General features: G+C 74.3%; 26 protein-coding genes. 17 read left to right on the top strand and 9 right to left on the bottom strand.

Going from position 1 to position 25,689, the window contains the following annotated elements:
• Positions 1 to 31: 31 nt before the first annotated feature.
• Positions 32 to 886 carry a formate dehydrogenase accessory sulfurtransferase FdhD gene (fdhD, locus tag A2U95_RS01895; protein WP_166020502.1) on the bottom strand — a complete coding sequence of 285 codons (855 nt, stop codon included), beginning with the start codon at positions 884 to 886 and terminating at the stop codon, positions 32 to 34.
• A gap of 424 nt (positions 887 to 1,310) precedes the next feature.
• Here fdhD and A2U95_RS01900 point away from each other — a divergent pair, with 424 nt between their 5' ends.
• Both A2U95_RS01900 and A2U95_RS33315 read left to right on the top strand, forming a co-directional pair.
• Complete coding sequence (locus A2U95_RS01900; RefSeq protein ID WP_166020503.1) at positions 1,311 to 2,630, top strand: OFA family MFS transporter; 1,320 nt, start codon at positions 1,311 to 1,313, stop codon at positions 2,628 to 2,630.
• Positions 2,611 to 2,742, top strand: a complete 132-nt coding sequence (locus A2U95_RS33315; RefSeq protein WP_277350859.1) for an MFS transporter small subunit — start codon at positions 2,611 to 2,613, stop codon at positions 2,740 to 2,742. The genes A2U95_RS01900 and A2U95_RS33315 overlap by 20 nt, the downstream gene beginning before the upstream one ends.
• A 77-nt stretch (positions 2,743 to 2,819) precedes the next feature.
• Here the strand turns inward: A2U95_RS33315 and A2U95_RS01905 are convergent, their stop codons facing one another.
• Positions 2,820 to 4,814 (bottom strand): phage holin family protein, encoded by a 1,995-nt coding sequence (locus A2U95_RS01905; RefSeq protein WP_277350929.1) that lies wholly within the window; start codon positions 4,812 to 4,814, stop codon positions 2,820 to 2,822.
• A 215-nt stretch (positions 4,815 to 5,029) separates the two neighbouring features.
• On the opposite strand from A2U95_RS01905, the gene A2U95_RS01910 reads away from it, so the two are divergent.
• Both A2U95_RS01910 and A2U95_RS01915 read left to right on the top strand, forming a co-directional pair.
• Positions 5,030 to 5,812 (top strand): MBL fold metallo-hydrolase, encoded by a 783-nt coding sequence (locus tag A2U95_RS01910; RefSeq protein ID WP_166020505.1) that lies wholly within the window; start codon positions 5,030 to 5,032, stop codon positions 5,810 to 5,812.
• Positions 5,813 to 5,838: 26 nt separating this feature from the next.
• A complete protein-coding gene (locus tag A2U95_RS01915) occupies positions 5,839 to 6,390 on the top strand; it encodes a DedA family protein (protein ID WP_166024690.1) in 552 nt (183 codons plus the stop codon).
• Between the two features lie 87 nt (positions 6,391 to 6,477).
• Here the strand turns inward: A2U95_RS01915 and A2U95_RS01920 are convergent, their stop codons facing one another.
• From A2U95_RS01920 to A2U95_RS01930, 3 genes are all read right to left on the bottom strand, one after another.
• On the bottom strand, positions 6,478 to 7,599 hold the full coding sequence (locus A2U95_RS01920; protein WP_166020506.1) for an MBL fold metallo-hydrolase: 1,122 nt from the start codon (positions 7,597 to 7,599) through the stop codon (positions 6,478 to 6,480).
• Positions 7,596 to 8,882: an aminotransferase class I/II-fold pyridoxal phosphate-dependent enzyme gene (locus tag A2U95_RS01925; protein WP_166020507.1), complete on the bottom strand. Its 1,287-nt coding sequence runs from the start codon at positions 8,880 to 8,882 to the stop codon at positions 7,596 to 7,598. The genes A2U95_RS01920 and A2U95_RS01925 overlap by 4 nt, the downstream gene beginning before the upstream one ends.
• A gap of 115 nt (positions 8,883 to 8,997) precedes the next feature.
• On the bottom strand, positions 8,998 to 9,153 hold the full coding sequence (locus A2U95_RS01930) for a hypothetical protein (protein ID WP_166020139.1): 156 nt from the start codon (positions 9,151 to 9,153) through the stop codon (positions 8,998 to 9,000).
• Between the two features lie 334 nt (positions 9,154 to 9,487).
• Here A2U95_RS01930 and A2U95_RS01935 point away from each other — a divergent pair, with 334 nt between their 5' ends.
• Both A2U95_RS01935 and A2U95_RS01940 read left to right on the top strand, forming a co-directional pair.
• Positions 9,488 to 10,702: a glycosyltransferase gene (locus tag A2U95_RS01935; RefSeq protein WP_166020508.1), complete on the top strand. Its 1,215-nt coding sequence runs from the start codon at positions 9,488 to 9,490 to the stop codon at positions 10,700 to 10,702.
• A 161-nt stretch (positions 10,703 to 10,863) separates the two neighbouring features.
• Positions 10,864 to 11,688 carry an alpha/beta fold hydrolase gene (locus A2U95_RS01940; protein WP_166020509.1) on the top strand — a complete coding sequence of 275 codons (825 nt, stop codon included), beginning with the start codon at positions 10,864 to 10,866 and terminating at the stop codon, positions 11,686 to 11,688.
• A 126-nt stretch (positions 11,689 to 11,814) separates the two neighbouring features.
• Here the strand turns inward: A2U95_RS01940 and A2U95_RS01945 are convergent, their stop codons facing one another.
• Positions 11,815 to 12,282 (bottom strand): MarR family winged helix-turn-helix transcriptional regulator, encoded by a 468-nt coding sequence (locus A2U95_RS01945; protein WP_166020510.1) that lies wholly within the window; start codon positions 12,280 to 12,282, stop codon positions 11,815 to 11,817.
• Positions 12,283 to 12,312: 30 nt separating this feature from the next.
• On the opposite strand from A2U95_RS01945, the gene A2U95_RS01950 reads away from it, so the two are divergent.
• The 3 genes from A2U95_RS01950 to A2U95_RS01960 all read left to right on the top strand — a co-directional run bounded on the left by A2U95_RS01950 (position 12,313) and on the right by A2U95_RS01960 (position 15,484).
• Positions 12,313 to 13,389, top strand: a complete 1,077-nt coding sequence (locus A2U95_RS01950; protein WP_166020511.1) for a bifunctional NAD(P)H-dependent oxidoreductase/GNAT family N-acetyltransferase — start codon at positions 12,313 to 12,315, stop codon at positions 13,387 to 13,389.
• 118 nt (positions 13,390 to 13,507) lie between these two features.
• Entirely contained in the window at positions 13,508 to 14,041 is a 534-nt protein-coding gene (locus A2U95_RS01955; protein WP_166020512.1) for a hypothetical protein, read from the top strand.
• A 144-nt stretch (positions 14,042 to 14,185) separates the two neighbouring features.
• Positions 14,186 to 15,484, top strand: a complete 1,299-nt coding sequence (locus tag A2U95_RS01960; RefSeq protein ID WP_240957161.1) for a vanadium-dependent haloperoxidase — start codon at positions 14,186 to 14,188, stop codon at positions 15,482 to 15,484.
• 389 nt (positions 15,485 to 15,873) lie between these two features.
• Here A2U95_RS01960 and A2U95_RS01965 read toward each other — a convergent pair whose 3' ends face one another.
• Positions 15,874 to 16,293, bottom strand: coding sequence for a nuclear transport factor 2 family protein (locus A2U95_RS01965; protein ID WP_166020513.1), 420 nt, complete (start codon positions 16,291 to 16,293; stop codon positions 15,874 to 15,876).
• A gap of 103 nt (positions 16,294 to 16,396) precedes the next feature.
• Here A2U95_RS01965 and A2U95_RS01970 point away from each other — a divergent pair, with 103 nt between their 5' ends.
• The 6 genes from A2U95_RS01970 (at position 16,397) to A2U95_RS01995 (ending at position 20,850) form a co-directional block, all read left to right on the top strand.
• Positions 16,397 to 16,966: a PadR family transcriptional regulator gene (locus A2U95_RS01970; protein ID WP_166020514.1), complete on the top strand. Its 570-nt coding sequence runs from the start codon at positions 16,397 to 16,399 to the stop codon at positions 16,964 to 16,966.
• Between the two features lie 130 nt (positions 16,967 to 17,096).
• Positions 17,097 to 18,035: an aldo/keto reductase gene (locus tag A2U95_RS01975; protein ID WP_166020515.1), complete on the top strand. Its 939-nt coding sequence runs from the start codon at positions 17,097 to 17,099 to the stop codon at positions 18,033 to 18,035.
• A 32-nt stretch (positions 18,036 to 18,067) separates the two neighbouring features.
• Positions 18,068 to 18,415 (top strand): MerR family transcriptional regulator, encoded by a 348-nt coding sequence (locus A2U95_RS01980; protein WP_166020516.1) that lies wholly within the window; start codon positions 18,068 to 18,070, stop codon positions 18,413 to 18,415.
• Positions 18,416 to 18,517: 102 nt separating this feature from the next.
• On the top strand, positions 18,518 to 19,435 hold the full coding sequence (locus A2U95_RS01985) for an aminoglycoside phosphotransferase family protein (protein WP_240957162.1): 918 nt from the start codon (positions 18,518 to 18,520) through the stop codon (positions 19,433 to 19,435).
• 297 nt (positions 19,436 to 19,732) lie between these two features.
• Positions 19,733 to 19,936, top strand: a complete 204-nt coding sequence (locus A2U95_RS01990) for a hypothetical protein (protein WP_166020141.1) — start codon at positions 19,733 to 19,735, stop codon at positions 19,934 to 19,936.
• Entirely contained in the window at positions 19,933 to 20,850 is a 918-nt protein-coding gene (locus A2U95_RS01995) for an aminoglycoside phosphotransferase family protein (RefSeq protein ID WP_240957163.1), read from the top strand. Before A2U95_RS01990 ends, A2U95_RS01995 begins: the two co-directional genes overlap by 4 nt.
• 62 nt (positions 20,851 to 20,912) lie before the next feature.
• Here A2U95_RS01995 and A2U95_RS02000 read toward each other — a convergent pair whose 3' ends face one another.
• On the bottom strand, positions 20,913 to 21,110 hold the full coding sequence (locus A2U95_RS02000; protein ID WP_166020518.1) for a hypothetical protein: 198 nt from the start codon (positions 21,108 to 21,110) through the stop codon (positions 20,913 to 20,915).
• 248 nt (positions 21,111 to 21,358) lie between these two features.
• Here A2U95_RS02000 and A2U95_RS02005 point away from each other — a divergent pair, with 248 nt between their 5' ends.
• Complete coding sequence (locus A2U95_RS02005; RefSeq protein ID WP_166020519.1) at positions 21,359 to 22,270, top strand: NAD-dependent protein deacetylase; 912 nt, start codon at positions 21,359 to 21,361, stop codon at positions 22,268 to 22,270.
• A gap of 132 nt (positions 22,271 to 22,402) precedes the next feature.
• Here the strand turns inward: A2U95_RS02005 and A2U95_RS02010 are convergent, their stop codons facing one another.
• Positions 22,403 to 24,151 (bottom strand): glycoside hydrolase family 6 protein, encoded by a 1,749-nt coding sequence (locus A2U95_RS02010; protein WP_166020520.1) that lies wholly within the window; start codon positions 24,149 to 24,151, stop codon positions 22,403 to 22,405.
• Positions 24,152 to 24,595: 444 nt separating this feature from the next.
• Between A2U95_RS02010 and A2U95_RS02015 the strand changes: the two genes are divergently transcribed.
• Positions 24,596 to 25,689: GH12 family glycosyl hydrolase domain-containing protein (locus tag A2U95_RS02015; RefSeq protein WP_166024697.1), on the top strand; the 1,094-nt coding region annotated here is incomplete at its 3' end.

Genomic DNA, 25,689 nt, shown 5'->3' on the forward strand with positions numbered 1-25,689 from the left:
CCGGCCACGGCCCTGCCGCCCACGGCCGCGGTCAGCCCGTGGCGGCCGTGGCCGTCAGGGCGATCCGTTCCTCCCCCGCGTACACGTTCATGGAGGTTCCCCGCAGGAACCCGACCAGCGTGAGCCCCGTCTCCGCCGCGAGGTCCACCGCCAGCGACGACGGCGCCGAGACGGCGGCCAGCACCGGTACGCCGGCCATCACCGCCTTCTGGGCCAGCTCGAAGGAGGCCCGCCCCGACACCATCAGCACGGTCCGCGACAGCGGCAGTGCGCCGTTCTGCAGGGCCCGCCCGACCAGCTTGTCCACCGCGTTGTGCCGCCCGACGTCCTCCCGGACGTCCAGCAGCTCACCGGTCTCGGAGAACAGGGCCGCCGCGTGCAGCCCGCCCGTGCGGTCGAACACCTGCTGGGAGGCGCGCAGCCGGTCCGGCAGCTCGGACAGCAGCGCCGGCTCCAGCGTCATCGCCGGCCCGTCGCCGTCGTCGATCGCCCACCGCGCCGTCGTGCGCACCGCGTCCAGGCTGGCCTTGCCGCACAGGCCGCACGAGGAGGTGGTGTAGACGTTCCGCTCCAGCGTGATGTCGGGCATGACGACGTCCGGCGCGGTCCGGACGTCGACCACGTTGTAGGTGTTGGACCCGTCGGCCGTGGCCCCCGCGCAGTACACGATGTTGCGCAGCTCCTCGGCCGAGCCCAGCACGCCCTCGCTGACCAGGAACCCGGCGGCGAGGGCGAAGTCGTCGCCGGGCGTGCGCATGGTGACGGCCAGCGGCTTGCCGTTGAGCCTGATCTCCAGCGGTTCCTCGGCGACGAGCGTGTCCGGGCGGGCGGAGACCGCCCCGTCGCGGATGCGGATCACCTTGCGTCGTTCCGTGACTCGTCCCATAGCCCTGTCGGTCCCGGTTCTGTACGTGCCTGCGGCCTGAGCGGCCCTTGACGGGGAGATCGCCGTGGGTCACCGGGCCGTCGTGCGGCGAGGTGACCTCGGCTGTCTCATTGTCCTGGACGTGCGGGACGACGTCGCGCCCCGCTCCGCGGCAGGCGCGGGCCGTGGGGGTCCGCCTCCGCCGGGACCCGTCCCGCGTACCCGCTGCGCGCGTGTCGAACTCGCCCTTCGGGGAGGGCGCCCCGGTGGAGCACGCCGCGACGCTTCCGCCGCGGCGGAAGCGGGCCGCGCCCCGGCGACCGGGAACCGGATTCCTCCCGGGTGCCGCGCCGTTCCCGGGGCATGGCGTCCGAGGACGGGGGAAGTGGGTGAGGAGCGTCCGGAGTCTTCCCAAGCCGCCAAGCGGTTCCTAGGGTTCCGGATCATGAGTCCACCGGTAGCACCGCCGGGATGGAGCCGCTGGCTCGTGCCCCCGGCCGCCCTCTCCGTCCACCTGTCCATAGGCCAGGCCTACGCCTGGAGCGTCTTCAAGGCGCCGCTGGAGTCCGCGCTCGACATCAGCGGCACGCTGAGCGCGCTCCCCTTCCAGCTGGGCATCGTGATGCTCGGCCTGTCCGCGGCCTTCGGCGGCACCCTCGTCGAACGCAACGGGCCGCGGTGGGCGATGACGGTGGCCCTGGTCTGCTTCTCCTGCGGGTTCCTGCTCTCCGCCCTGGGCGCGTGGACCGGGCAGTACTGGCTGATCGTCCTCGGCTACGGCTTCGTCGGCGGCATCGGCCTCGGCATCGGCTACATCTCGCCGGTGTCCACGCTGATCAAGTGGTTCCCGGACCGGCCGGGCATGGCCACCGGCATCGCCATCATGGGCTTCGGCGGCGGCGCGCTGATCGCCTCCCCCTGGTCCACCCGGATGCTGGAGTCCTTCGGTTCCGGCTCCTCCGGGATCGCCGCCGCGTTCCTGGTGCACGGCCTCGTCTACGCGGTGTTCATGGCGCTGGGCGTGCTGCTGATCCGCGTGCCGCGGCCGGCCCCGCAGGACGCGGCCGGGACGGACGCCACGGCCGGGGCGGGCGGCGTCCAGGTCTCCGCCCGGAACGCCGTGCGCACGCCGCAGTTCTGGCTCCTGTGGCTGGTGCTGGTCATGAACGTCACCGCGGGCATCGGCATCCTGGAGAAGGCCGCTCCGATGATCACCGACTTCTTCGGCGACACCTCCACGCCGGTGTCGGTGACGGCGGCGGCCGGGTTCGTGGCCCTGCTGTCGGCGGCCAACATGGCGGGGCGGATCGGCTGGTCGTCGACCTCCGACCTGATCGGGCGGAAGAACATCTACCGCGTCTACCTGGGCGTCGGCGCGCTGATGTACCTGCTGATCGCGCTCTTCGGTGACGTCTCCAAGCCGCTGTTCGTGCTCTGCGCGCTGGTCGTCCTCTCCTTCTACGGGGGCGGCTTCGCGACGATCCCGGCCTACCTGAAGGACCTCTTCGGCACGTACGAGGTGGGCGCCATCCACGGACGGCTGCTGACCGCGTGGTCCACCGCGGGCGTCCTCGGGCCGCTGATCGTCAACTGGATCGCGGACCGGCAGGAGGAGGCCGGCAAGCAGGGACCGGAGCTGTACGGGACCTCGCTGTTCATCATGATCGGGCTGCTGGTCGTCGGTTTCGCCGCCAACGAACTGGTGCGGCCCGTGCACGCCAAGCACCACGTCGAGGAGGCCGCCCGTGTCCCGGAATCCGTCTGAGGGCGGCGCACGCCGGGGGCTGATCGCCTTCGCCTGGCTGTGGGTCGGACTCCCGCTCGCCTACGGCCTGTTCGAGCTGGTCCGCAAGGCGAGCCAGCTCTTCACGGGCTGAACCCGCCCGGCGCGCGGGGGCCCGCACCGGGACCGGTGCGGGCCCCCGCGGCGCTCGTGGCCGCGGTCACGCCCCGCTCACGGCCCCGTGCCGGCGGGCGGCTCCCCCAGCCACCGCAGCAGCACCCGGTGGACGGCCTCGGCGCCCACCAGCGGGTCCTGCGGCTCGGGCAGCGCCACCGGCGCCAGCAGGAAGGCCCGGCCCTGCTCGCCGCCGAGCCCGCCGTGCGAGCCGATCTGTTCCTCGAAGGCGTGGACCTCGCCGGTGGCCGGGTCGTGCCATGAATTGATCATGATGTCGGCGGCCTGGGGGAAGCCGTGCGTGCGCTTCACCGCGGCCACCGCCCCCGGCCCGTACGGCTCGAGCGGGCCGGGGTTCTCCTCGCTGAGCTCCTCCAGGGGCACCGCCGCCCCGTGCGCCGCCATCACCAGCCCGCCGTGCTCCTCGCTGCGCACCAGCAGGAACCCGATGCCGGGATGGTTGGCCAGGGTGGCGAGGAGCGCCGGATGCCGCGCGTCGATCTCCTCACGGCTCATCCGGTGCCCCACGTCGGGGAAGGAGACCAGTCCCAGGTTGCCCGAGGCCAGCACGACGGGTTCGGCGCGGCGCACCGGCGGCAGGTGCTCCCCGGCGCCCTCCTCGACGGGGCGGTGCAGCGCGGCCCGGACCGCGGACCGGGCCTCCGCGCCGCTGCGGGTGCGGCGGGCCCGGCGCGGCACCGGCAGCCCGCAGCCGGCCCGCACCAGGTCGCCCAGGTCCAGCCCGTACCGGGAGCGGAAGGTCTCGCCGGGGCTCTGCCCGTGGTCGGAGAGGACCACGAACCGGTAGGGCCTGGGCGTGTGTTCGGCGACCTTCTCGAGCAGGGCCAGCACCCGGTCCAGGCGGCGCAGCACCTGTGCGGCGTCCCTGCCGCGGGGACCTGAGTGGTGGGCCACCTCGTCGTAGGCGACCAGGTCGGCGTAGACGGCGGTGCGTCCGGCGAGCATGTCCCCGGCGACCGCGTAGACCACCACGTCGCGCTGGACGACGGTGGCGAAGGCGCGCAGGAACGGGTACAGCCCGCCGCGGCCCACCCGCGGCCGGCGGCGCTCCAGCCGGGAGCGCAGCGACTGGCCCAGTTCGCGCAGGACCTCGGCGCCGAAGGACAGGGCGGTGCGGACCGCGTTGGCGGGGTCGGCGAAGTAGGCGAAGTAGCCGGAGCGGGACCGGAACCCCTTGCGGCGGCGACGGGCGGCGATGGACAGGACCAGGGCCTGTTCCCCCGCGCCTCCGCTGAACAGGTTGCCGCGGCTGGCGCCGTCGACGGCGAGCAGACCGGGGTGGCCGGCGTTCTTGGCGGCCCGTCGCTGCAGGACGACGGCGCTGGAGGGCCGGTTGCAGACCATCACCTCGCGGCGCTGCTTGTCGTACCAGCGGAAGGCGGGGACGTCGAAGTTGGAGCCGTGCAGGATGCCCAGCTGACTGGCGCCGGTCTGACTGGACCAGTCCGTCCGCCAGAGGGCCAGCCGGTGGGTGGGCGGACGGCCGCCGCCGTCCTCGCCGAGCCACCGGGCGACGGTGGGCATCAGGCCCTGTCCGACGGCGTCGCGGAGCACGTCGTGTCCGACGCCGTCCAGTTGGAGGAGGACGACGCCGGGGGTGACCGGTCCGCCCGCCACGGCCCGGACGCGGCGGCGGTCGGAGAGCCGGTGGAGGCGGCGGCGGTAGGCGTCGTCGTCACGGACGGCGAGGGCTCCGCCGGTCGCCGAGGCCACCGCGGACATCACCGCGGCGACCACCACGGCCGTCTCCGGGCTCGCGTCGCCCTGCTGGACGGGGTTGGCCCAGAGCGCGACGAGGAGCAGGCCGCCGTTGAGGAAGAAGACCAGCAGGCCCAGCACCAGGGCGGGGACCAGGAGCAGCAGCCGGACCAGCAGCGGCCAGACCAGGGCGGAGAGCAGACCGAAGACGCCCGCGCCGATCGCGGCGGTGACGCCCAGTCGGGTGGCGCTGTCGTCGTCCGGCGACTCCAGCCGGAAGTCGGGGAGCAGACCGGCCAGGACGAGCATCGTGAGGGTGGTCACCACCCACACGGCGACGCTCCGCCCCAGCTGTCCGGCGCCCCGCCGCCAGCGGTCCTTCACACGCACCTCCCGCTCTCCCGCCGTGCTCCGTCGTCCGGCGGGCGGACGGTTCAACCCTGTCATACCGGACAGACGGTGGGCGGGGATCATGACTTCCGCCTGCCCCACCGAACCTGCCCCTACCCGTAGGCTCGGAAGCAGGCCGCACGAAGGAGGAGGGCGAGGTGCCGGCGGAGATCACCTGGTGGGGACACGCCACCTGTACGCTGCGGGACTCCGGCGTGCGCCTGCTGACGGACCCCCTGTTCACGCGCCGGCTCGCGCATCTGCGCCGCCGCCGGGGCGCGCCGCCGCCCCCGGACGCCTGGCGCGCGGAGGTGGCGCTCGTCTCGCACCTGCACGCCGACCACCTGCATCTGCCGTCGCTGGCCCGGCTGGAGCCGGGCACCGTCCTGCTGGCGCCGCGCGGGGCGGGGCGGGCGGTGCCGGCACTGACCCGGCTGGCGCGGGCCCGCTCCCTGGACGTGCGGGAGATGGAGCCGGGCGACCGGACGCGGGTGGCGGACCTGACGGTCCGGGCGGTGACGGCCCGGCACGACGGGCGGCGGCTGCCGGTCGGCCCGCACCGCTCCCCCGCCCTGGGCTTCGTGGTGGAGGGCGAGCAGCGCACGTACTTCGCCGGGGACACCGGGCTGTTCGACACCATGGCCGAGGAGGTGGGGGCGGTCGACCTGGCGCTGCTGCCGGTGGGCGGCTGGGGCCCGTTCCTCGGTGAGGGCCACCTCAACGCCGCCCGGGCGGCGGAGGTGTTGACGACGCTGGCCCCGGGCTGCGCCGTGCCGGTGCACTACGGGACGTTCTGGCCGGTGGGGATGGACGCCGTACGGCCGCACGAATTCCACTCCCCCGGCGACGAGTTCGCGCGGCTCGCGGCCCGCAGCGCGCCGGGCGTGGAGGTACGGCTGCTCGAGCACGGCGAGTCGGCGCGGCTCGGAGGGACCCGGTGACGCCGGACGGCGCGGTGGGCTACCCGATGCTGTTCCTCCTGGTGCTGCTGGGCTCGCTGGTCCCGGTGGTGCCGACGGGCCCGCTGGTCGGTTCGGCTGCGGTGGTGGCCTTTCACCACGCGGCGCCGGCGGTCTCGCTCCTGGTGGTGCTGGCGGTGGCCGCCACGGCGGCGTGCGCCGGGGACCTGGCGCTGTACTGGCTGGGCCGGCGCGGGATGGAGTCGCGCGGCGGGACCCGCTGGCTGGAGCGGATCAGGGACCGTGCCCCGCAGGAGCGGCTGGAGCAGGCCCAGGAGCGGCTGGGCCGGCACGCGGTGCCGGTGCTGGTGCTGTCCCGGATGATCCCGGCGGGGCGGCTGCCGGTGATACTGGCCTGCCTGGTGGCCCGCTGGCCGCTGCGCCGTTTCGCGCGGGGCAACAGCCTGGCCTGCGTGGCCTGGGCGGCCACCTACCAGGTCATCGGGGTGCTGGGCGGCTCCTTGTTCGACGAGCCGTGGAAGGGCGTGGTCGTGGTGGTGGTGCTGACCCTGGCGATCAGCGCCGCGCCCGCCGTGTGGAACCGTCTCCGGGACCGCTGAGGGCGGGGACCGCCGAGGGGGCGGGCCGATGCCCCCTCGGCGCTCCGTGTTCCGGCGGCCGTGTTCCGGCGGTCCGGGTCGCGGCGGTCAGTCCCCGAGGACCCGGGAGCCCCCCACCGGGAGGTCCCACAGGTCCTCGCGGGCCCGTCCGGCCGCGGCCCAGGCGTCGCGGACCCGGTGCAGGGGTTCCATGACCGGCTCCGACGACAGCAGGAAGGTGCCCCAGTGCATCGGGGCCATCCGCCGGGCTCCGACGTCCAGGGTGGCCCGCACCGCCTCCTCCGGGTCGCAGTGCACGTCGCGCAGCCACCAGCGCGGGTCGTAGGCGCCGATCGGCATCAGGGCCAGGTCGATGCCCGGGTAGCGCTCGCCGATCCGCCGGAACCAGTGTCCGTACCCCGTGTCCCCGGCGAAGTACACGCGGCGCCCGTCCCCCGCGCCGCCGCCGTCGTCCGCGGTGAGCATCCAGCCGCCCCACAGGCTGCGGCAGGTGTCGGTCAGGGTGCGCTTCGACCAGTGGTGGGCCGGCACGAAGTCCAGCCGCACGCCCTTCAGCCGCGCCGACTCCCACCAGTCGAGCTCCGTCACCCGCCGGAAACCCCGGCGGGAGAACCACCGGCCCAGTCCGCCGGGCACGAACATCGGGGTGTCGGCCGGCAGCCGGCGCAGGGTGGGCAGGTCCAGGTGGTCGTAGTGGTTGTGGCTGATCACCACGGCGTCCACCGGGGGCAGCGCGTCCCACGGGACGCCGACCGGGGTGACCCGGGCGGGAGTGCCGAGGATGCGGCGGGACCACACCGGGTCGGCGAGCACCGTGAGGCCGCCGATCCTGATCACCCAACTGGCGTGCCCGGCCCAGCTGACGGCCACCTGGCGGGCGTCCACCGCGGGCAACGGCTCGGGGCGGTAGGGGATGCGGGGGACGTCCGCCAGGCCCTCGCGCCCGGGCCGCACCGCGCCCTCGCGGGCGAACCGGGCGAAGGAGCGCAGCCCGGGGAGCGGGGCGGTCAGCCGGTCCTCGAAGGACCTGGGCCAGCGGCGGCCGCGCCCGGACGCCAACGGCTCGGCGGGCGGGGCCGGTTCGGCCCGGGGCGGCGCGGTGCGCAGCCGTCCCGGGCTCCCCTCCTGTGCGCGGCCGGGCCCGGGGGCGGACGTGGTCTCCGCGTCGGGGCCGGGCAACCGGCGTGAACGGAACTGCGGTTGCGTCATCGCGGGCTCTCCCCTCGCTCGGGCCCGATGGTCGCGTCGGACGGTGTGCCGAGCCGGGCGAAGGCCGTGCGCCATCGGGTCAACGCCCCCCTCACCCGGTGCAGTTCCAGCGGGTCGGGGGCGGTCAGGCAGGCGGCGCGCTCCACGGCGTCGCCGCCGAGCAGGTCGCCGGTGGACAGGCGGACCCGCGGGGCGGCCAGGTCGTCGCCGAAACGATGGCCTCCGCTCGCGGGGACGCCGTGGTGGACGTCGAGGCACTCCTCCAGCTCCTGGCCGTCGCCGACGCCGTGGGTGGCGAGGGCGTCGGAGAGCGGCGACAGGTCGGCGTAGACGCACCGTCCGGCCTGCGGGGGGAGCGTCAAGCCGCCTGCCGCGACCACGAGTTCGTGCACCGCGGCGGCCAGCCGCGCGTGCAGGCGGACGGACGCGGCGCGCCGGGCGGTGACCTCCTCGGGCTCGTCCAGCGCGTAGGCGGCGGTGACGGCGAGCGGCCCGGGGATCTGGGCGCCGAGCGCGGTGAGCACGTCGAGCACCCGGGCGCGCAGCGCGCCGCCGTCGCCGGGGCCGGTGGGGAAGCGGGCGATCGCGGCCGGCCAGCCGGCCGGGAGCAGTCCGCCGCGCAGGTCGCAGACGACGGCCACCCGGCCCGGGAGCATCTCGGCGGGGCTGAGCAGGACGGTGCCGTGCGGGTCGTGGACCGTGTCCCGCCAGGTCTCGTCGCTGATCACGAAGAGTCCCTCGGCCTCGGCGACCTCGACGGTCTCGTGCAGGGAGTCCGGTGCGGCGACCGCGCCGGTCGTCTCGTCCGCGGGCGAGAGCACCAGCTGGCGCGGGTCCCCTCCCTCCGCCCGCACCCGGCGGATCGTCTCCTGCAGCGCGTACGCGTCGGGGACGCCGGCCGACTCGGGCGGCGTGGGCACGTGGAAGACGGGGCGGCCCAGCAGCCGTGCGTAGGGGGCCCACCACGCGGCGCACGGGCGCGGCACCAGGACGTCGCCGCCCAGCGTGGCGGTCAGCGCGACCAGCAGCGCGGGCGCGCCGGGGGCCGCCGCCACCCGGTCGGGCACGGCGGCCAGGCCGCGCCGGGTCCAGTAACCGGCGGCGGCCTCGAGCAGGCCGGGACCTCCGCCCGGGGGTTCGTCCTCGGCGCGCTGGGCTGCCGCCGACAGCACCGCGGTCAGCTCGGGGAGCACCGGCAGGCCGTCGTCGGGCATGCGGGGACCGAACCGCACCGGGCCGTGTCCGCCGGCCCGTGCCGCCCCGTCCCTCTCCGTCCGCCCCATCCGCACCTCCGCGCGGTCACCGGCATGCGCCGTGGCGGTCCTTCCGCACCCGATGCCGTGTCCGATGGCCCCGAGTACCCCGTGGCGGGCGGGACATGACCCGACCGCCAGGTGATCAGCGCGTCCGGCCCGTGCGGGAGGGGGCGAACCGCTGCCGGATCCGGTGCCCGGCGGCCACCGCGGCGCCGGCGATCAGCAGCCCGCCGGCCACCTGCAGCGGCACGGAGTCGCTGAACGCGCCGCCCGCTCCCGCCTCCACTCCGCGGTGCACGGGCGGGGCGGTCCGGCCGTGGTGACCGTGGCCCTCCTTGCCGCCGTGGCCCTCCTTGCCGCCGTGGCCCTCCTTGCCGCCGTGGCCGCCCTGGCCGGGCCGGTGCCCGGGTTCGCGGCCGGGACCGCCCCCCGGGCGGTCCTTGCCGCCCGGGGCCGCGGGCCGCGGGGCCGCGGGCCGCCCGCGCCTCCCGCACGCCGGACCGGGCCGGCCGCACCCCGGCAGTGGTCCTCGTGCCTGTCGGGGATCCGGATCGTGGAGTTCCTCCCGGCCCGCGCGGCGCCCTTCGGCTAAAGCCGGTGCCCGGGTGGCGGGCGTCGAGGAGGACCGTCGTATGCGCATAGTGATCATCACCGCCGGTTCGCGGGGGGACGTCGCGCCCTTCACCGGCCTGGGGCGGCGTCTGCTGGAGGCGGGCCACGAGGTCGAGGTGGCCGCTCACCCGTCCTTCGCCCCGCTCGTCGAGGGCTGCGGCCTCGGCCACCTCCCGATGCCGGGGGACCCGCGGGAGCTGATCGGCAAGTGGTCCCGGGCGACCTCGCGGGACGAGGTCCGGGCGCTGAACCGGGCCTACGCCGACGGCCTCGCCGACGGGGTGGCGGAAGCCGTGACCCGCGGAACCGACCTGGTGCTGACCGCCTTCGGCCCGGCGCCCCTCAGCCGTGCGGCGGGCGAGGCGTCGGGCGTCCCCGTCATCGGCACCTACCTCGCACCGCAGTTCGCCACCGGCGAGTTCCCGCTTCCCGGCGCACCGGACGGCGACGGCCCGGGGCCGGAGGGCAATCTCGCCGCGGGGCGGGCGGTGCTGAGGAGCGCGGAGCGGCTCTTCGCCGGAGCGGTGACCCGGCTGCGCGACCGCCTCGGGCTGCCCGCCTCCCCTCCGTCGGCACCGGCGGACGACGGACCGGTCCTGCACGGCTTCAGCCCGTCGGTGGTGCCGCGCCCCGCGGACTGGCCGTCCCGCGCCGAAGTGGCGGGCTACTGGTGGCCCGCGCGCCCGTACGGCTGGCGGCCCCCGGCCGAGCTCGTCGACTTCCTCCAGGCCGGTCCGCCTCCGGTGTTCATCGGCTTCGGCAGCATGGCGGTGGGGCAGGGGGAACGGCTCGGCGAGCTGGTGACCGGGGCGGTGGAGCGGGCGGGAGTGCGCGCGGTGGTGCAGGCGGGGTGGGCCGGTCTGAGCGGCGGCGGTGACGACGTCCTGGCCGTCGGCGACGTCCCGCACGACTGGCTGTTCCCCCGTACCGCCGCCGTCGTCCACCACGCCGGGGCGGGCACCACCGCGGCCGGGCTGCGGGCCGGAGTGCCCGCGCTGCCCGTGCCCGTCATGACCGACCAGCCGTTCTGGGCGTCCCGGCTGCGGAGGCTGGGAGTGGCTCCCCGTCCCCTGCCGTTCGAGGACCTCACCGCCGAGGCCCTCGCCGCGGCCGTCACGGCCTGCCTGTCCGAACCGTCCCACCGCCGCCGCGCCGCCGCGCTCGCCCGCCGCATCGCCGCGGAGGACGGCGCCGGGAGGGTGCTCGCCCGCATCGGCACGATGCGGGCCGGGTGAGTCGCGGCCGGGACCGGAAACGCCCGCCGTCACCGGCCGTGTCACCCGATCGGTGGCCGCGCGGTGGACACCGCGGCCGCCACCGGCGCGCCTGACGGAGGACCCGGCGCTTCGGTGAACGATCGTGATTCCGGACAGATCACCGCAACCGGGAGTGACCCATGCCGTTCGTCACCGCAGCCGACGGAGCGCGGATCCACTACAAGGACTGGGGCCGGGGCCGCCCGGTGGTGCTCAGTCACGGCTGGCCGTTGAACGCCGACAGCTGGGAGGCGCAGCAGCTGTTCCTGGCCGCCCACGGATACCGCGCCATCGCGCACGACCGTCGTGGACACGGCCGTTCCGAGCAGACCTGGGACGGCAACGAGATGAACACCTACGCCGACGACCTGGCCGCCCTCATCGACACGCTCGACCTGCGGGACGTCACCCTGGTCGGATTCTCGACGGGCGGCGGGGAGGTCGTCCGCTACGTCGGCCGGCACGGCACGGACCGCCTCTCCCGGATCGCCCTGGTCTCCTCCGTGCCGCCGTTCATGCTCAGGACCGACGACAACCCGGGGGGCGTGCCGGCCGAGGTGTTCGACGGGCTCCGCGCCGGCTCGCTGTCCGACCGGTCGCAGTTGTACCGCGACCTGGCCGACGGACCGTTCTTCGGCAACAACCGGCCCGGCGCGGACGTCTCCCGGGGCGTCCGCGACGCGTTCTGGCGCCAGGGCCTGCAGGCCGGCCACAGGAACGCCTACGAGTCCATCGCCGCCTTCTCCGCCACCGATTTCCGCCCGGACCTGGACGCCGTCGACGTGCCCGCGCTCGTCGTCCACGGCGACGACGACCAGATCGTGCCGTTCGAGGTGGGCGGCAAGGCATCGGCGGCACGCATCAGGAACGCGACCCTCAAGGTCTACCAGGGCGCCCCGCACGGCATCACGGACACGCACAAGGAGCGGCTCGCGGCCGACCTGCTCGACTTCCTCGGCTCCTGACCCGCGCGAGGCGGGCCACCGGTCGTCGCCCGCCACGCCCTCGACCCGGCCCTCTCACGCGCACGGCGGGCCGCCCGGGCCGCCCGCCACGCCGCCGACGCGCCCCCGCCGTTCAGCCCCCGCCGTTCAGCCCTCGACGTCGCGCAGCTTCTCGGCGATGCGTTCGACCGCGCGAAGGTCCTCGGCCGAGAGGAGGTCGATGAAGTGGCGCCGCACCGAGGCGATGTGCGCCGGCGCGGCGTCCTCCAGCGTCTTGAGGCCGTGATCGGTGAGGACGAGGAGACAGCCCCTGCCGTCCGCGGGGTCCGGCTCGCGCCGCAGGAGGCCGCGCGCCTCCATCCGGGTGGCGTGGCGGGAGAGCCGGCTGCGTGACCAGCGCATCTTGGCGGCCTGTTCCCGCAGCGTGCTGGTGCGGTCGGGCCGTTCGGACAAGGTGCTGAGCACCTCGTAGTCGGGGTCCGACAGCCCGACCGCGGCCAGGTCGCGCGCCGTCGCGGCCTGCACGGCGACCACCGTCCGCCGGTAGGCCCGCCAGGCCCGTTCCTCGTCCGGATCCAGCCACTTCACCCTGTCGGCCGACGATTTCGTTGACATGGAACCAATCTACTCCCTAAGTTCATTTCCATGTCAATGAAAACGATCCGCGTCCTCGTCCTGGTGTGCAGCACCCGTCCCGGCGCCCTCGGTCCGGCGGTCGGCAAGTGGCTCACCGGGGCGCTCGAGGCCCGCGCCGGTGAACTCGACGTCGAACTCGTGCCCTTGTCCCTCGGTGACCTCGGCCTCTCCTTCCTCGACGAGGAGGAGGAACCGTCCTCGGGCATCTACGCGCACGAGCACACCCGGCGGTGGAGCGCGCTGGTGGACGCCGCGGACGGGTTCCTCGTGGTCACGCCGGAGTACAACTACGGGATGCCCGCCACCTTGAAGAACGCGCTCGACCACCTGGGCCGCGAGTGGGCGTGGAAGCCGATGGGCTTCGTCAGCTACGGGCACACCTCGGCGGGCACGCGTTCGGTCCAGCACGCCAAGCAGGTGGTGACCACCCTGCGCCTGGTGCCGCTGGGCGCCACGCTCGCGATGCGCATCGGCGACACCGTCCAGGACGGGCAGGTCCGTCCGGGCGCCGCCGCCGCCGAGACCGCCGTGGGGGTCCTGGAGGAACTGGTCAGGGTCTCCCACGCCCTGCGTCCGCTGCGCGAGCGGTCGCGCCCGGGTGTGCAGGCCGGCCCGCTCCCCGGTTCCTACCTGCGCGCGCTGACGCCCGACGACGCCCCCGAGGTGACGGTGCTGCAGCGCTGCTGCTGGGTGGAGGAGGCCCTGGCCAACGAGAGTCTGGACATCCCGGCGCTGCACGAGTCCCCGGAGCGGGTCCGCGAGTGGATGGCGTCCTGGACCACCACGGGCCTGTGGCGGGACGGCCGGCTGCTCGGCATGGTGCGGACCCGGCGGGTCGACTCCGACTGGCACGTGGGCCGGCTCGCCGTCGTACCCGACCTGCGGGGCCGGGGGCTGGGCCGTTGGCTGCTGCGTACCGCCGAGACCGGCGTCGACCCGGACTGCCTCCGCGTCGTGGTGCACACGGGCGTCCGCAGCGAGCGGAACATCCGCCTCTACCGGAGCGAGGGTTACCTGGCGGCTCCCCCGGCCGACGACGGGACCGTGTGCCTGACCAAGGAGATGGTGGCCTCCCTGGCCGGATAGCGGTGCGGGCCGCCGGGCGCCGTGGCGGGATGTCATGCTTCCGCGGTGCGGCCGACCGCCGGCGCTCCGGCCCGCCGCTCCCCGGGAGTGCGCGGGCGCCGTCCAGGATGAGGGAGACATGCGACCGATCGAGAGGGAGATCGCCCGGTACGACTGGGGCGGCATGCTCTGCGGGTGCGGCGACTCCGCGGAGCACGTCGCGCGGGATCTGCTGCGGACGGCGGACGGCCACGGGCCGGAGCCGGCCGAGGACGGCCTCGAGCGGCACGTGTGGTGTTCCACCCACCTCTGGGAGCCGGCTCCCGCCGTGGCGGCCGTCGCCCTGGCGGCCCTCACGGAGGAACTCCCGGCTCCGGCCCGCGCGTGGTACCTGGACCTGCTCCACGCCCTGGTGGCGGGCGAGGGCTCGGACTTCGGGTCGGCCCGGCGAGGACTGGACCTTCCGGAACTGTGCCGGGACGCCGCCCGGCGGGAACTCCGGCTGCTCCACGGGCAGGTGATGTCCCACCGCTCCCCCCGGACCGCCGGCAGCGCCTTCGAGATCCTCACCGTGGTGGAGCCCGACAGGGAACGTCTGCGGAGGCTGCGCGGGAGGGCGGCCGGCTGGTTGCCGGTGTGCTGCCGGACCGGCTCGTGCGACGACGGGTGGTGACGGGTTCCGCGCCGGCGGCTGCCGCGACCGCCCCTTCCGGAGCACGCCGTAGCCCCTTCGGCTCATCCGCGGATCCCCCCGTGCTGCCGTGCGCCGCCACCGGGAGCAGAGTGCTGCGGGGGAACTCGTCCAAGGAGCTTCAGCATGCGAAGAATGGTCGGACGGGGGCCGAGCGCCCCGGTGACGCGGCTGGCCGTGGGCCTGGCGGCGCTCGTGTCCACGCTGCCGGCGGCGGCCTCCGCGGCCGCGGAGGGCACGGCGCCGCCGGCCACCCGTGACCCGGCGGTGGTGACCGAGTGGATGCGTGTCGCCGCCGACACCATCGATGCCGAGGTGGACGGCACCCCTCCCGACCGGATGTTCTGGGAGGCGTACGCCGCGACGGCCATGTACAACGCCGTGACGGGCATCGAGGGCCGGTACGTCCCGTACAGGTGGCGGGAGCACGGGCCGAGGAAGGCGTCCTCGGCGGCCGCCGCCGCGGCCGCCGCCCACCGTCTGCTCAGCCACTACTTCCCCGCGGCGGACGCCGAACTCGACGCCGCCTACACGGCCACGCTGGCGAGGATCCCCGACGGCCGGGCCGAGCAGGAGGGCGCCGCGTTCGGCAGGCGCGCCGCGGACCACTTCGTGGCGCTCCGCGCGCACGACGGGCGGGGCGACAGCGTGTCCTTCGACAAGCCTCCCGTGCCGGGGATCTGGCGGCCCACCCCGCCCACGTTCGGCCCCTTCTCCAACGCCTGGCTGGGCCGGATGCGGCCCCTGCTGCTCCACTCCCCCGACATGTTCCGTCCCGGCCCGCCGCCCCCGACGACCTCCGCCCCCTACGCGCGGGACCTCAACGAGGTCAAGGCGTACGGGGCGAGGGACAGCACGGTGCGCACGCCGGAACAGACCGACACCGCACGGTTCTTCACCGAACTCGACATCCCCGCCGCCCTGGGCGACCAGGCGGTCCGGCGGCAACTGGACATCGCCGGCACGGCCCGACTCTACGCGGCGGTGCACGCCGCGCAGGCCGACGGCATCATCGCCGCCTGGGACGCCAAACTGCACTACGGGACGTGGCGTCCGGTCACCGCCATCCATCTGGCGGACCAGGACGGCAATCCGGCCACCGAACCGGATCCCGGCTGGGAGCCGCTGCTGCCGACCCCGGCCCACCCCGACTACCTGAGCGGGCACGCCGCCACCGCGGGCGCCCTGACGGGCACCCTGACCAAGCTGCTGGGCGACGACCGGATCGACTTCACCGTCCGCTCCGTCCGGGGCGGATCGACCCGGCACTACGAGCACGCCGCCGACTACGACCGCGACGTGATCGACGCCCGCGTGTTCGCGGGCATCCACACCCGCACGGCGGACACCGTCGGCAACCGTGTCGGGCACCGGATCGCCGACTGGGCGCTCACCCGGTACTTCGTCCCCGTCGAGCGGCGCTGACCCCGTTCCGCGCGGAACCCGGCGGATCCCGGTCCACGGTGCGGCCCCGCCCGGCCGGCCGCTCATCGGTCAGGCAGCGGCCGTGTCCCCCGGCCACGCGGCGGCCGGACTTCTCCACCGCGGCCCTCGCCGCCGTCGCGGACGACCGCCCACCGGTGACGACCGGTCAGCCGGCGTCCTCGGCCGGGGCGCCTGCCGCCGGAGGCCGGCCGAGGTCCACCGCGTGGGGCGTCGCGACGGAAGGCCACTGCGGATCCCGCGGAGCCGTCGTGCGGTCGCGGACCCGCTCCACGTCCGTGGGGCCGAGGAGGGGACCGCCGCCGGGGGCGGCCCGCGCACGGCCCGGCCACCAGGCGCGGGGCGTCGGCCGCCCGCCGCCCGGCGCCGGGTCAGGCAGGCGCCAGGCCGTCCGCCCTCAGACCGGCGAGGACCGCCTCGCCGAGGGCCTGGACCGCGGACTGCGGGCGGACCATGACGGTGAACTCCTTGATCCGGCCGTCCTCGTCGAAGTGCAGCAGGTCGATGCCGTGGATCTCCCTGCCGCCGACCTCGGCGCGGAAGACCAGCACCGCGGCGTCGGCGGGCGAACCGTCGGCGCCGGTCCGCACGGTGCCGGCGCAGTCGCCGACGTAACGGAACTCGTCGAAGGTGCGCAGCAGCACCCCGAAGAGGCCCATGACCATCGGCTTGCCCATGAAGGGCGTGAACTTCACCGGGCTGTAGAGGCGGACGTCGTCGGTGAACAGGCCGTCCAGCGCCGCGAGGTCACGGCGGTCCACGGCGGCGCGGAAACGGTCGGTGGTGTTCATGCCTTGCTCGGCCTCCACAGTCATGAATGTGACCAGTCAGATTCATGACTACCATGGGCCGGGCGCCGGCGACAGGGGCGGGCGCGCACGAGGAGGCGAGGGGATGGCGCTACGGCACGCCGTGCTGGCGGCACTGCTCGACGAGGAGCTCAGCGGCTACCAGTTGGCCAAGGCGTTCGACCTGGGGGTCGCGAACTTCTGGCACGCGCGGCCCCAGCAGCTCTACGCCGAACTGGGCCGCCTGGAGAAGGACGGGCTCGTCCGGGGCCGGGAGGTGGTCCAGGAGTCACGGCCCACCAAGCGCCTGTTCCGCGTGACCGAGGCCGGTCTGGCGGAGCTGGAGGAGTTCGCGGCCGCCTCGGCGAAACCGTCCTTCGTCCGTGACGACCTGCTCGTCAAGGTCCAGGCGGCGGACCACGTCGACGTCACGGCGCTCATCGCGCAGCTCACCGAGCGCGCCGCCTTCGCCCGCGCCAGGATCGAGCTCTTCGGCAAGCTGCTGCGCGGCATGCGCGGTGACCGCACGGAGGAGGAGTTCCTGCGCGACGGCGACCGGATCGGCCCGTACCTGACCTGCCTGCGCGGGCTGGCCTTCGAGGAGGGCAACCGCGACTGGTGCGAACACGCCGTCACCGTCCTGCGCGGGAGGGCGAGGGCGTCCTCGGCCCGGTGAGCGCCGCGTCCGTCCGGTGAGCGCCGCGTCCGTCCGGTGAGCGCCGCGTCCGTCCGGCGGACGGCTCCCGGACGGTCCGTCCGCGAAAGGTCTTGACCTGGAGCGCGCTCCAGATCCGAGCATGGAGCGCATGGACAACACCAACGCCCACGTCGTGCTGGGCACCATGGACTTCGGTACGCGCGTCGCTCCCGAGCAGGCCTTCGCGATCCTCGACGCCTTCGTCGCCGGCGGCGGGGTCTGGCTCGACACCGCGAACTGCTACACGTTCTGGCTCGATCCCAGCGGTGTCGGCGGCGCCAGCGAGCGCGTCATCGGCTCGTGGCTCGAGGCCCGGCCCGGCGCCCGTGACGCGGTCCGGATCGCGACCAAGGTCCGGCAGAATCCGCTGGTGCCGCACTCCTGGCCAAAGAGCGCGGAAGGTCTCTCCGCCCGCGCGATCCACGCAGGCGTGGAGGAGAGCCTGCGACGGCTGCGGGTCGATCACGTCGACCTCCTCTGGGCCCATGCCGAGGACCGGACCGTGCCCCTGGAGGAGACCGTCGGCGCCTTCGGGGAGCTCGTCGCGAAGGGGGTGGCCGTACGGCTGGGGGCGGCGAACCACGCGTCCTGGCGCGTCGAACGCGCCCGGGCCGCCGCGCGGGAGCAGGGCGTGGAACCGTGGACGGCCCTGCAGCTGCGCCATTCGCTGGTGCAGCCGCGCCCGCTCACCCCGGTGGCGGAGGGCGGCCACCGCATGCTCGCCGCCGAGGACCTCGACCTCGCGCGGTCGGAGGGGCTCGCCGTGTGGGCGTACAGCACGCTGCTGTGGGGTTCCTACGTGCGGGCGGACAAGCCGCTCCCACCGACCTATGATCACCCCGGTACCACCCGGGTGCTCGCCGTCCTGGACGACGTGGCCCGCGAACTCTCGGCGACGCCCAACCAGGTGGTCCTCGCCTGGCTGATGCGGCAGGGCATCGATCCCATCGTGGGCGTGAGCCGGGTGGAGCAGATCGAGGAAGCGCTCGCCGCACGCCGCGTGCGACTCGGCGACGAGCACCTGGCGCGCTTCGCCGAGGCGCGATAGCCCCGCGGCAGCGCGGTGATCCAAGGAGTGCCATGACCGTCCTCTCCCCCGCCACGGCCGCCGACCGGACCGGGGTCTCCATCGACACGCTGCGCTACTACGAGCGGGAAGGGCTCATCGGCCCGATCCGGCGCTCGGCGGGCGGGCGCAGGGAGTACACCGAGGACGACATCTTCTGGATCGGCCTGGTCACGTGCTTCCGCGATGCCGGACTGGGCATCGCGGACCTGCGGGAGTTCGTCGCGATCCTCCGCTCCGAACGCTCCCCGCAGGACCGGGTCGCCTTCCTCCGCGAGCGTCGTGCAGCGCTGGAGGAGCGGGTGGCCGCGCTGCACCGGGCCATGGGGGTCCTGGACGAGAAGATCGCCCACTACAGCTGAGCGCCGTGCGTCCCCGGCACCGGGAGGCACACGAACGGCGCGGGCCGCGTACCGTGTCGGGCCGGGGAGCCGGCGCGCGGTCGAGCGGCTCGGTGACGGCGTGTGCCTCTGGGGGCTGTGGTGGTGGACGGACCGGTTCTCGTGACGCGGGCGGCGCGGGAGCGACTCGTCCTGCGGTTCGGGCCCGAGGCGGACCGCTGGTGCGAAGCGTTGCCGTCCCTCGTCGGCGAGCTCGCCGCCCGCTGGGATCTGCGCGTCGTGGAGTCCCTGGGGGGCGGCACCTCACGGGTCTTCCGCTGCTTCCAGGAGGGCGCCGGCAGGACGGTGTGGCTGAAGGTGACCCCCGACCCCGCGATCGCCGCGCAGGAGGCGGAAGCACTGGCCCTGTGGTCGGGGACACCGTCCGTGGTCGGTCTGCTGGCGCGGGATCTCACGGCCGGAGCGCTGCTCCTGGCCGACGTGGCCCCGGGACGGCCGGCCGGGGAGCACGGCCGGCGGCTGCCGGAGGTGGCGGTCCTGCTCCGCGAGCTGCGGCTGCGGACCCCGCGCCCGGCGGAGCCCTCGGTGCTGCGCCCGCTGGCGGAGCGGATCGACCTCCTCTTCGGCCTGGCGGAGCGCAGGCCGGTCACGGCCGGGGGCCGGCGCGTGGCTCCCGCGGTCCTCGAGCGCGCCCGGGCCCGGTGTCTGGAACTGTGCGGGAGCGGACCGGTGGGTCTCGTGCACGGCGACCTCCACGCCGCCAACGTGCTGGTCGGTCCGGGCGGCCGCCTGGTGGCGATCGACCCCCGGCCCGCGTGGGGCGACCCGGACTTCGACGCCGTCGACTGGGTGCTCGGCGGCGTCCTAGACCTCACCGCGCTGCGGCGGAGGATCGCTTCGCTGGCGTCCCTGGTCCCGGGCCAGTCGCCCGAGCGTGTGCTGGCCTGGTGCCGGGCGCTGGCCGCCCTCGAGGCCGCGCCGAGGCTGCGCGCCGGACGGGACGACGCGGAGACCCGTTTCCTGCTGTCACTGGCGCGGTGATCACGCGCCGGCCCGGTCCCGGCACGGGCGTCGGAGTCGAGGCCGCCGGGCCGGGCCCCCCGGGAGGACAGCGGTACGGCCCGCTCGATCCCGTCGTCCCGTCGGTCCCGGCGATCTCGATCACGGGCCGGAGGTTCTCCGGGGCGTCGCCGTGACCCGCTCCCCCGCGGCACCGTGGTCGTGCGCGCCGGAGCAGGCGTGCGCGCCCCGGAGGACTTCCTCCGAAGCGGCCCGGGGAGGCCGGCGCCGCCGATACGGTGGGCGCCTACAGGAAAGCGACCACCCGTCAGGAACCCCATGACCGGTGACACGGCCCGGACGGCCTCCCGCGCCCGCGACCCGGAACCCGCCTGCCCGACCGCTCCGGTCGTGGACGTCGTCCTCGGTCCGCTCCTCGCGGGCCTCGCCCCATGGGCGGCCGACGGCCTCGAGGAGGTGGAGCGTGCTCGCCACGCCCTCGCCGGCACGCCGCCCCGGTGGCGGGCGGAGGTACCGGCGTGACCCACGACGGGATCGAGATCACCGCGGAGCTGGTCCGGGACCTGCTGCGTGAGCAGCACCCCGACCTGGCCGGCCGTCCCGTGCGTTTCGGCGCACGGGGCTGGGACAACCAACTGTGGCGGCTCGGCGACGACCTGGCCGTCCGCCTGCCCTGGGCGACGCGGTCGGCCGATGCGCTGCTGCGCACGGAACACGCCTGGCTGCCGGGGCTCGCCCCCGGTCTGCCGCTGCGGGTGCCCGTTCCGCAGCGCCTCGGTGAACCCTCCGCGCGGTTCCCGCGGCCCTGGATCGTCACCACCTGGGTGCCGGGCACTCCGGCCGACGTGGCCCCGGTGACGCGCGCCGCGGAGGCCGCCGCCGGTCTGGCCGCCTTCCTGTCCGCCCTGCACCGGCCCGCTCCTGCCGGAGCGCCCGCCGGCCGTGGCCGCGGAGGGCCGCTGGCCGACCACGCCGAGTCGTTCGACGGGGGTTTCGCCTCCGCCACCGCGCTGGGGCTGGTCCCCGCACCGGACGCCGTCCGCGCGCTGTGGGAGGACGCCCTCTCCGCGCCCGTGTGGCCGGGACCGGCCCTGTGGCTCCACGGCGACCTGCACCCGGCCAACGTCCTCACCTCCGAGGGCGCCCTCTGCGGCGTGATCGACTTCGGTGACCTCTGTGCCGGCGACCCCGCGTGCGACCTCGCCGCCGTGTGGATCCTGCTGCCGGACGACGCCCTCGCACGTTTCCACGAGGCGTACGAACCGGCCGTGGACGCCGCCACCCTGCGCCGCGCCCGCGGGTGGGCGGTGCTGAAGGCCCTCGCCTGCGCCCTCATCGGGGACGCCGGCGTCCACGGCCGCCCCGGCGGCAAGCCCACCTGGGGTCCGCCCGCGCAGGCCTCCCTGCGGCGCCTCGTCGCGGCGGCGTGCCGCTGACCGGTTCCTCCCGGCCGGTGGCCGGCCGCCGCGCTCCTCCGCGCGCCGCGGCCGGCGGCCGTTCACGCCGGCAGCAGCCCCGCCGCGCAGAGGACGCCCATGACGAGCAGGCACCCGCCGACGAGCCTGTAGGCCGGCGCGGTGGGCCTGGCGGGACGCCGCTCACCCGCGCGGCTGCCGAACACGGCGGCCCACCTCTCCCCGCCCACGAGGGAGAACAGTCCCATCAGGGCGATGACCACTCCCACGACGACCTGCACAGCAGCGCCCTCCCTGCCGAACCTCCGAAGGATCACGACGGACGAGAGTCACCTCCTGCGGTTCCGCAGGCCCCCGGAACCGGATCGGTCATGGTCCTTCCGGTGACGACGTCAAGGTGCGTATGAACTCGACGGCCGTGCGGAAACGAGCGATATCCCGCCATCGAAGGCCGCGCGGAGATCCCCGCGGCGACGGCGGAGGGCGGGGCGCGGGCCGGGAGCGCCGGCGCCTTCCGTACCCTGGCGGCATGCGCATGCGCCCCACCCTGAGCTGGACACCGCCCGAGGACCTGCCCCCGGGCACCACGGATCCGGGACCGGTCGTCGACGCGCTGGAGACCGGCGGTGTCCTCGTGCTCAGCGGGGCGGGCATCTCCACGGAGTCCGGCATCCCCGACTACCGGGGAGAGGGCGGGAGCCTCAGCCGCCACACCCCGATGACCTACCAGGACTTCGTCGGCGACGCCCGCGCCCGGCAGCGGTACTGGGCGCGCAGCCACCTCGGCTGGCGCACCTTCCGCCGGGCGCACCCCAATGCCGGGCACCGGGCCGTGGCCGCGTTCGAGGCGCGGGGCCGGCTGGCCGGTGTGATCACCCAGAACGTCGACGGACTGCACCAGGCCGCGGGCAGCGAGGACGTCGTGGAGCTCCACGGCAGCCTGGCCCGCGTCGTGTGCCTCACCTGCGGCGCCATGAGCGCGCGCCGCGAACTGGCCGAGCGGCTGGAGGCGGCCAACGAGGGGTTCGCGCCGGTGGCCGCCGGTCTGAACCCGGACGGCGACGCCGACCTCACCGACGAACAGGTCGGCGACTTCCGGGTGGTGCCGTGCACGGTCTGCGGCGGCGTCCTCAAGCCGGACGTGGTGTTCTTCGGCGAGAACGTTCCGCCGGGCCGGGTCGAGCACTGCCGCCGGCTGGTGCAGGGGGCGACGTCGTTGCTGGTGCTGGGGTCGTCGCTGACGGTGATGTCCGGTCTCCGGTTCGTCCGCCAGGCGGCGCAGGCCGGCAAGCCGGTGCTGATCGTCAACCGGGACCCCACCCGGGGCGACCGGTACGCCCTCACCCGTGTGGCGCTGCCGTTGGGAGCGACCCTGACGACCGTGGCCGAGCGGCTGTCGTCCCCGCCGGAGCACCGGGCGACGGCCCGGACACGACCGTAGGGCGCCGGCCGCGTGGTCGCCGTGCGTAGCCGTCGGGGCGCCGCGACGGCTCGGGCCTCGGGGCGAACGCACGGGCCGTCCGCCCCGCCGTGGCGGCGGGACGGACGGCCTGTGTGCGTTGCCGCGCCGGCGTCAGGACAGCGGCGGGTAGGCGTTGGCCATCAGCTGCTGGAACTGCGCCGAGAACCACTTGCCCGACAGGGGCGCGTTCGCGAGCGCGCCCGACGGGCTGTTGCCGTTGCGCACGTTGCCACCGTAGGTGGGGTCGCACATGCGGTCGAAGCCCTTGCCCTCGTCGTTCTCGATCACGGAGCTGGCGCCGTCGGACTCACCCGGGGGCTTCATCCAGACGTACGCGTCGATCCCGGGCTCCGGGCTGGCCTTCGGACGCTCGCCGAGACCGGCACCGGACTGGTTGCACCAGTTGCCCAGGTGGATGCGCCGGTCGACACGACCGCCGTTCACGTAGGCGTCGACGCTGGTCGTCGGGCCCGCGGCGGTGGGACGCGCGGAGCCGCCCCAGCCGTTGCGGGAGGTGTCGATCAGGAAGCCGATGTTGCTGGGGAAGCCGGTCTGGATCAGCTTCTCACGGAACGCCTGGGCGTAGGAGAGCTCGTCCACGTAGTAGTTCCAGTCGACCCACTTCGACTGCCGCACGGTGGTGCCGTTCACCGTGTCGGTGACCTTGAAGTGGGGCTCCTTCAGGGCGCTGTAGTTCGCCGTGTTCACGATGAAGCCGGTCACGTCGGACAGCTGGGCGCCGTTGCTGGTGGCGGTGGTCTTGAACAGTTCCGCGGTCGGGCCCATGTTGGTGTCCCAGCCCAGCCAGCCGTGGTGTCCCGCGTCGATGTAGTTGTAGACGTTGGGGATGCCGCCGAAGACGTCCAGCGCGTAGCCGACGCCCTTGACGTAGTTCCCGTTGCTCTTCATCGTGTCGCACATGGGCACCGCGGTGTCACGGCCCGAGACGTTGGTGACGAGGTTGGGCAGCGAGTCCACCTCGATCGTCGTGGCGATCCGCAGGCTCGCGTACTTCGGGTCGCGGAAGATCTCGGCGATCTTGTCGATGTACTCCGTCTTGTACCGGTCGATCTCCGTCGGGCCGAGTTCGCCGTTGGAGGCCAGCGCGGAGCAGTCACGGCCGGGGAGGTTGTAGATCACAAACTGGATGACGAGCTCCCCGGAGCCCTTCTGCTCCAGGGCCTTGTCCAGGTGCGCCCTGACACCCATTCCACCGTTCACACCGTTGATGGCGGCGGTCCGGTCCAGCCAGACGCCGGTCGGCTGGTTGGAGACCCTGGTGCCGCCGGGCTCGGCCGCCGCCTTGGCGGACCACTCCGGGTTCACGTACATCTTGGCGCCGGCGTACGGGTTGTCGACCTTGCTGCCCGGCGGGTCGGTGGGCGGCGGGGACGTGGGCGGCGGGGACGTGGGCGGCGGCGTCGTGGGCGTGCCGCCTCCGTCGGTGTCGCAGGCCACGCCGTCGAGGGTGAAGGCGGTGGGCGCGGTGTTGGTGCCGCTGTAGGTGGCGTTGAAGCCGAAGCTGACCGACGCCCCACTGCCCAGGCCGCCGTTGTACGACTCGTTGGCCGCGGTGACGGCGGTGCCGCTCTGGGTGATCTTGGAGTTCCAGCCCTGGCTGACCTTCTGGTTGCCGGCCCAGGTCCAGCCGACCTTCCAGGAGGACTTGGCGCTCGAGTTGTTGACGAGGGTCACGTTGGCGGTGAAGCCACCGCTCCACGAGCTCTGCACCTGGTACTTGACGGTACAGGCAGCGGCTGCGGCGCCCACGTCGTTCGCGGGTGACATGGCGGAAGCCACTCCCGCGCCACCCGCGACCATCGCGAAGGCGGAGAGTAAGGCTGTTCTGGTACGGCGCATCGTGTGCGGGTCTCCTTGTCCGTGCGGTTCGACTCCGCCCGGCATCCGGGAGCACACCGCGTCACGCCGGGGGGCGGGAACACGGGACTTTCGCATGGAGCGACTCCTGGGGGGCCGGACACGTACAGGCGGACGTGTCGACTGAAAACGGAATCGCTCCCACTGGTACGAAGGACGCTAGCGGTCAACTCATGTACACGTAAAGATGGCCGACATGCCTTTTCTCCGTCAGCTGCGGCGCGGCGCCTTCGAAAGTTTTTCGAACCTCCCAACACCTTGACCCCTACCGGCCCCGCCCACACCATGGGAGCGCTCCCACTGGTGCACCACCCCCCACAGGCCCCGCCGCGGGCCATCGCACCCCCGCTCAAGGAGTGATGCGCGACCTGTTCCGAAACGCTTGTGCACCATCCCCCACCAGCACGTTTCGATGAAGGGACCCGCATGTCCGCCCTGTTGTCCAGGCTTCGCGCCCTGCACCCCGCACTGGCCGCGTTGGTCCTGACAATCGCCTCGCTGACCTCGGTCGGCCTGGCATCCACGTCGGCCCAGGCCGACACCCTGATATGCGACCAGTACGGCTCGACGACCATTCAGGGCCGCTACGTGGTGCAGAACAACCGCTGGGGCACCAGCGAGCAGCAGTGCATCAATGTGACCAGCACCGGCTTCCAGCTGACCACGGCCAACGGCTCCGTCCCCACGAACGGCGCTCCGAAGTCCTACCCGTCGGTCTACAACGGCTGTCACTACACGAACTGTTCACCAGGCACCAACCTGCCCAAGCAGATCAGCACGATCTCCACCGCGCCGAGCAGCATCTCGTACACCTACGTCAGCAACGCGGTGTACAACGCGTCGTTCGACATCTGGCTAGACCCGTCCCCGAAGAAGGACGGCGTCAGCGCGACCGAGATCATGATCTGGCTCAACCGGGTCGGCCCGATCCAGCCGATCGGTTCGCAGACCGGCACGGCCTCGGTCGCCGGCCGCACGTGGGAGGTCTGGACGGGCAACAACGGCGGCAACGACGTGATCTCCTTCGTCGCCCCGTCCGCGCTCAACAGCATGAGCTTCGACGTCATGGACTTCGTGGACCAGGCGATCGCCAAGGGTCTCGCCCAGCAGTCGTGGTACATCACCAGCATCCAGGCCGGTTTCGAGCCCTGGCAGAACGGCGCGGGCCTGGCCGTGAACTCCTTCTCCTCCACGGTCAACTCCGGTGACGGCGGTACCCCCACCAACCCGCCCACCAACCCGGCCGGCTCCTGCCGCGTGACCAACACGTCCACCTCCTGGCCCGGCGGTTTCACCTCCAACATCACCGTGACCAACACCGGTTCCACGGCGATCAACGGCTGGAAGGCGGGCTTCACCCTGCCGTCGGGGCAGACCGTGACCAACGCCTGGAACGCCACCGTCTCGCCGAACTCGGGCGCGGTCACGGCGACCAACACCTCGTCCAACGCGCAGATCGCGCCGGGCGCCAGCCAGTCGTTCGGCTTCCAGGGGACCTACTCCGGGTCCTTCGGCAAGCC

The sequence above is a fragment of the Streptomyces chilikensis genome (genome assembly GCF_001642695.1).
In the GTDB taxonomy this organism is placed as follows: Bacteria; Actinomycetota; Actinomycetes; order Streptomycetales; family Streptomycetaceae; genus Streptomyces; species Streptomyces chilikensis.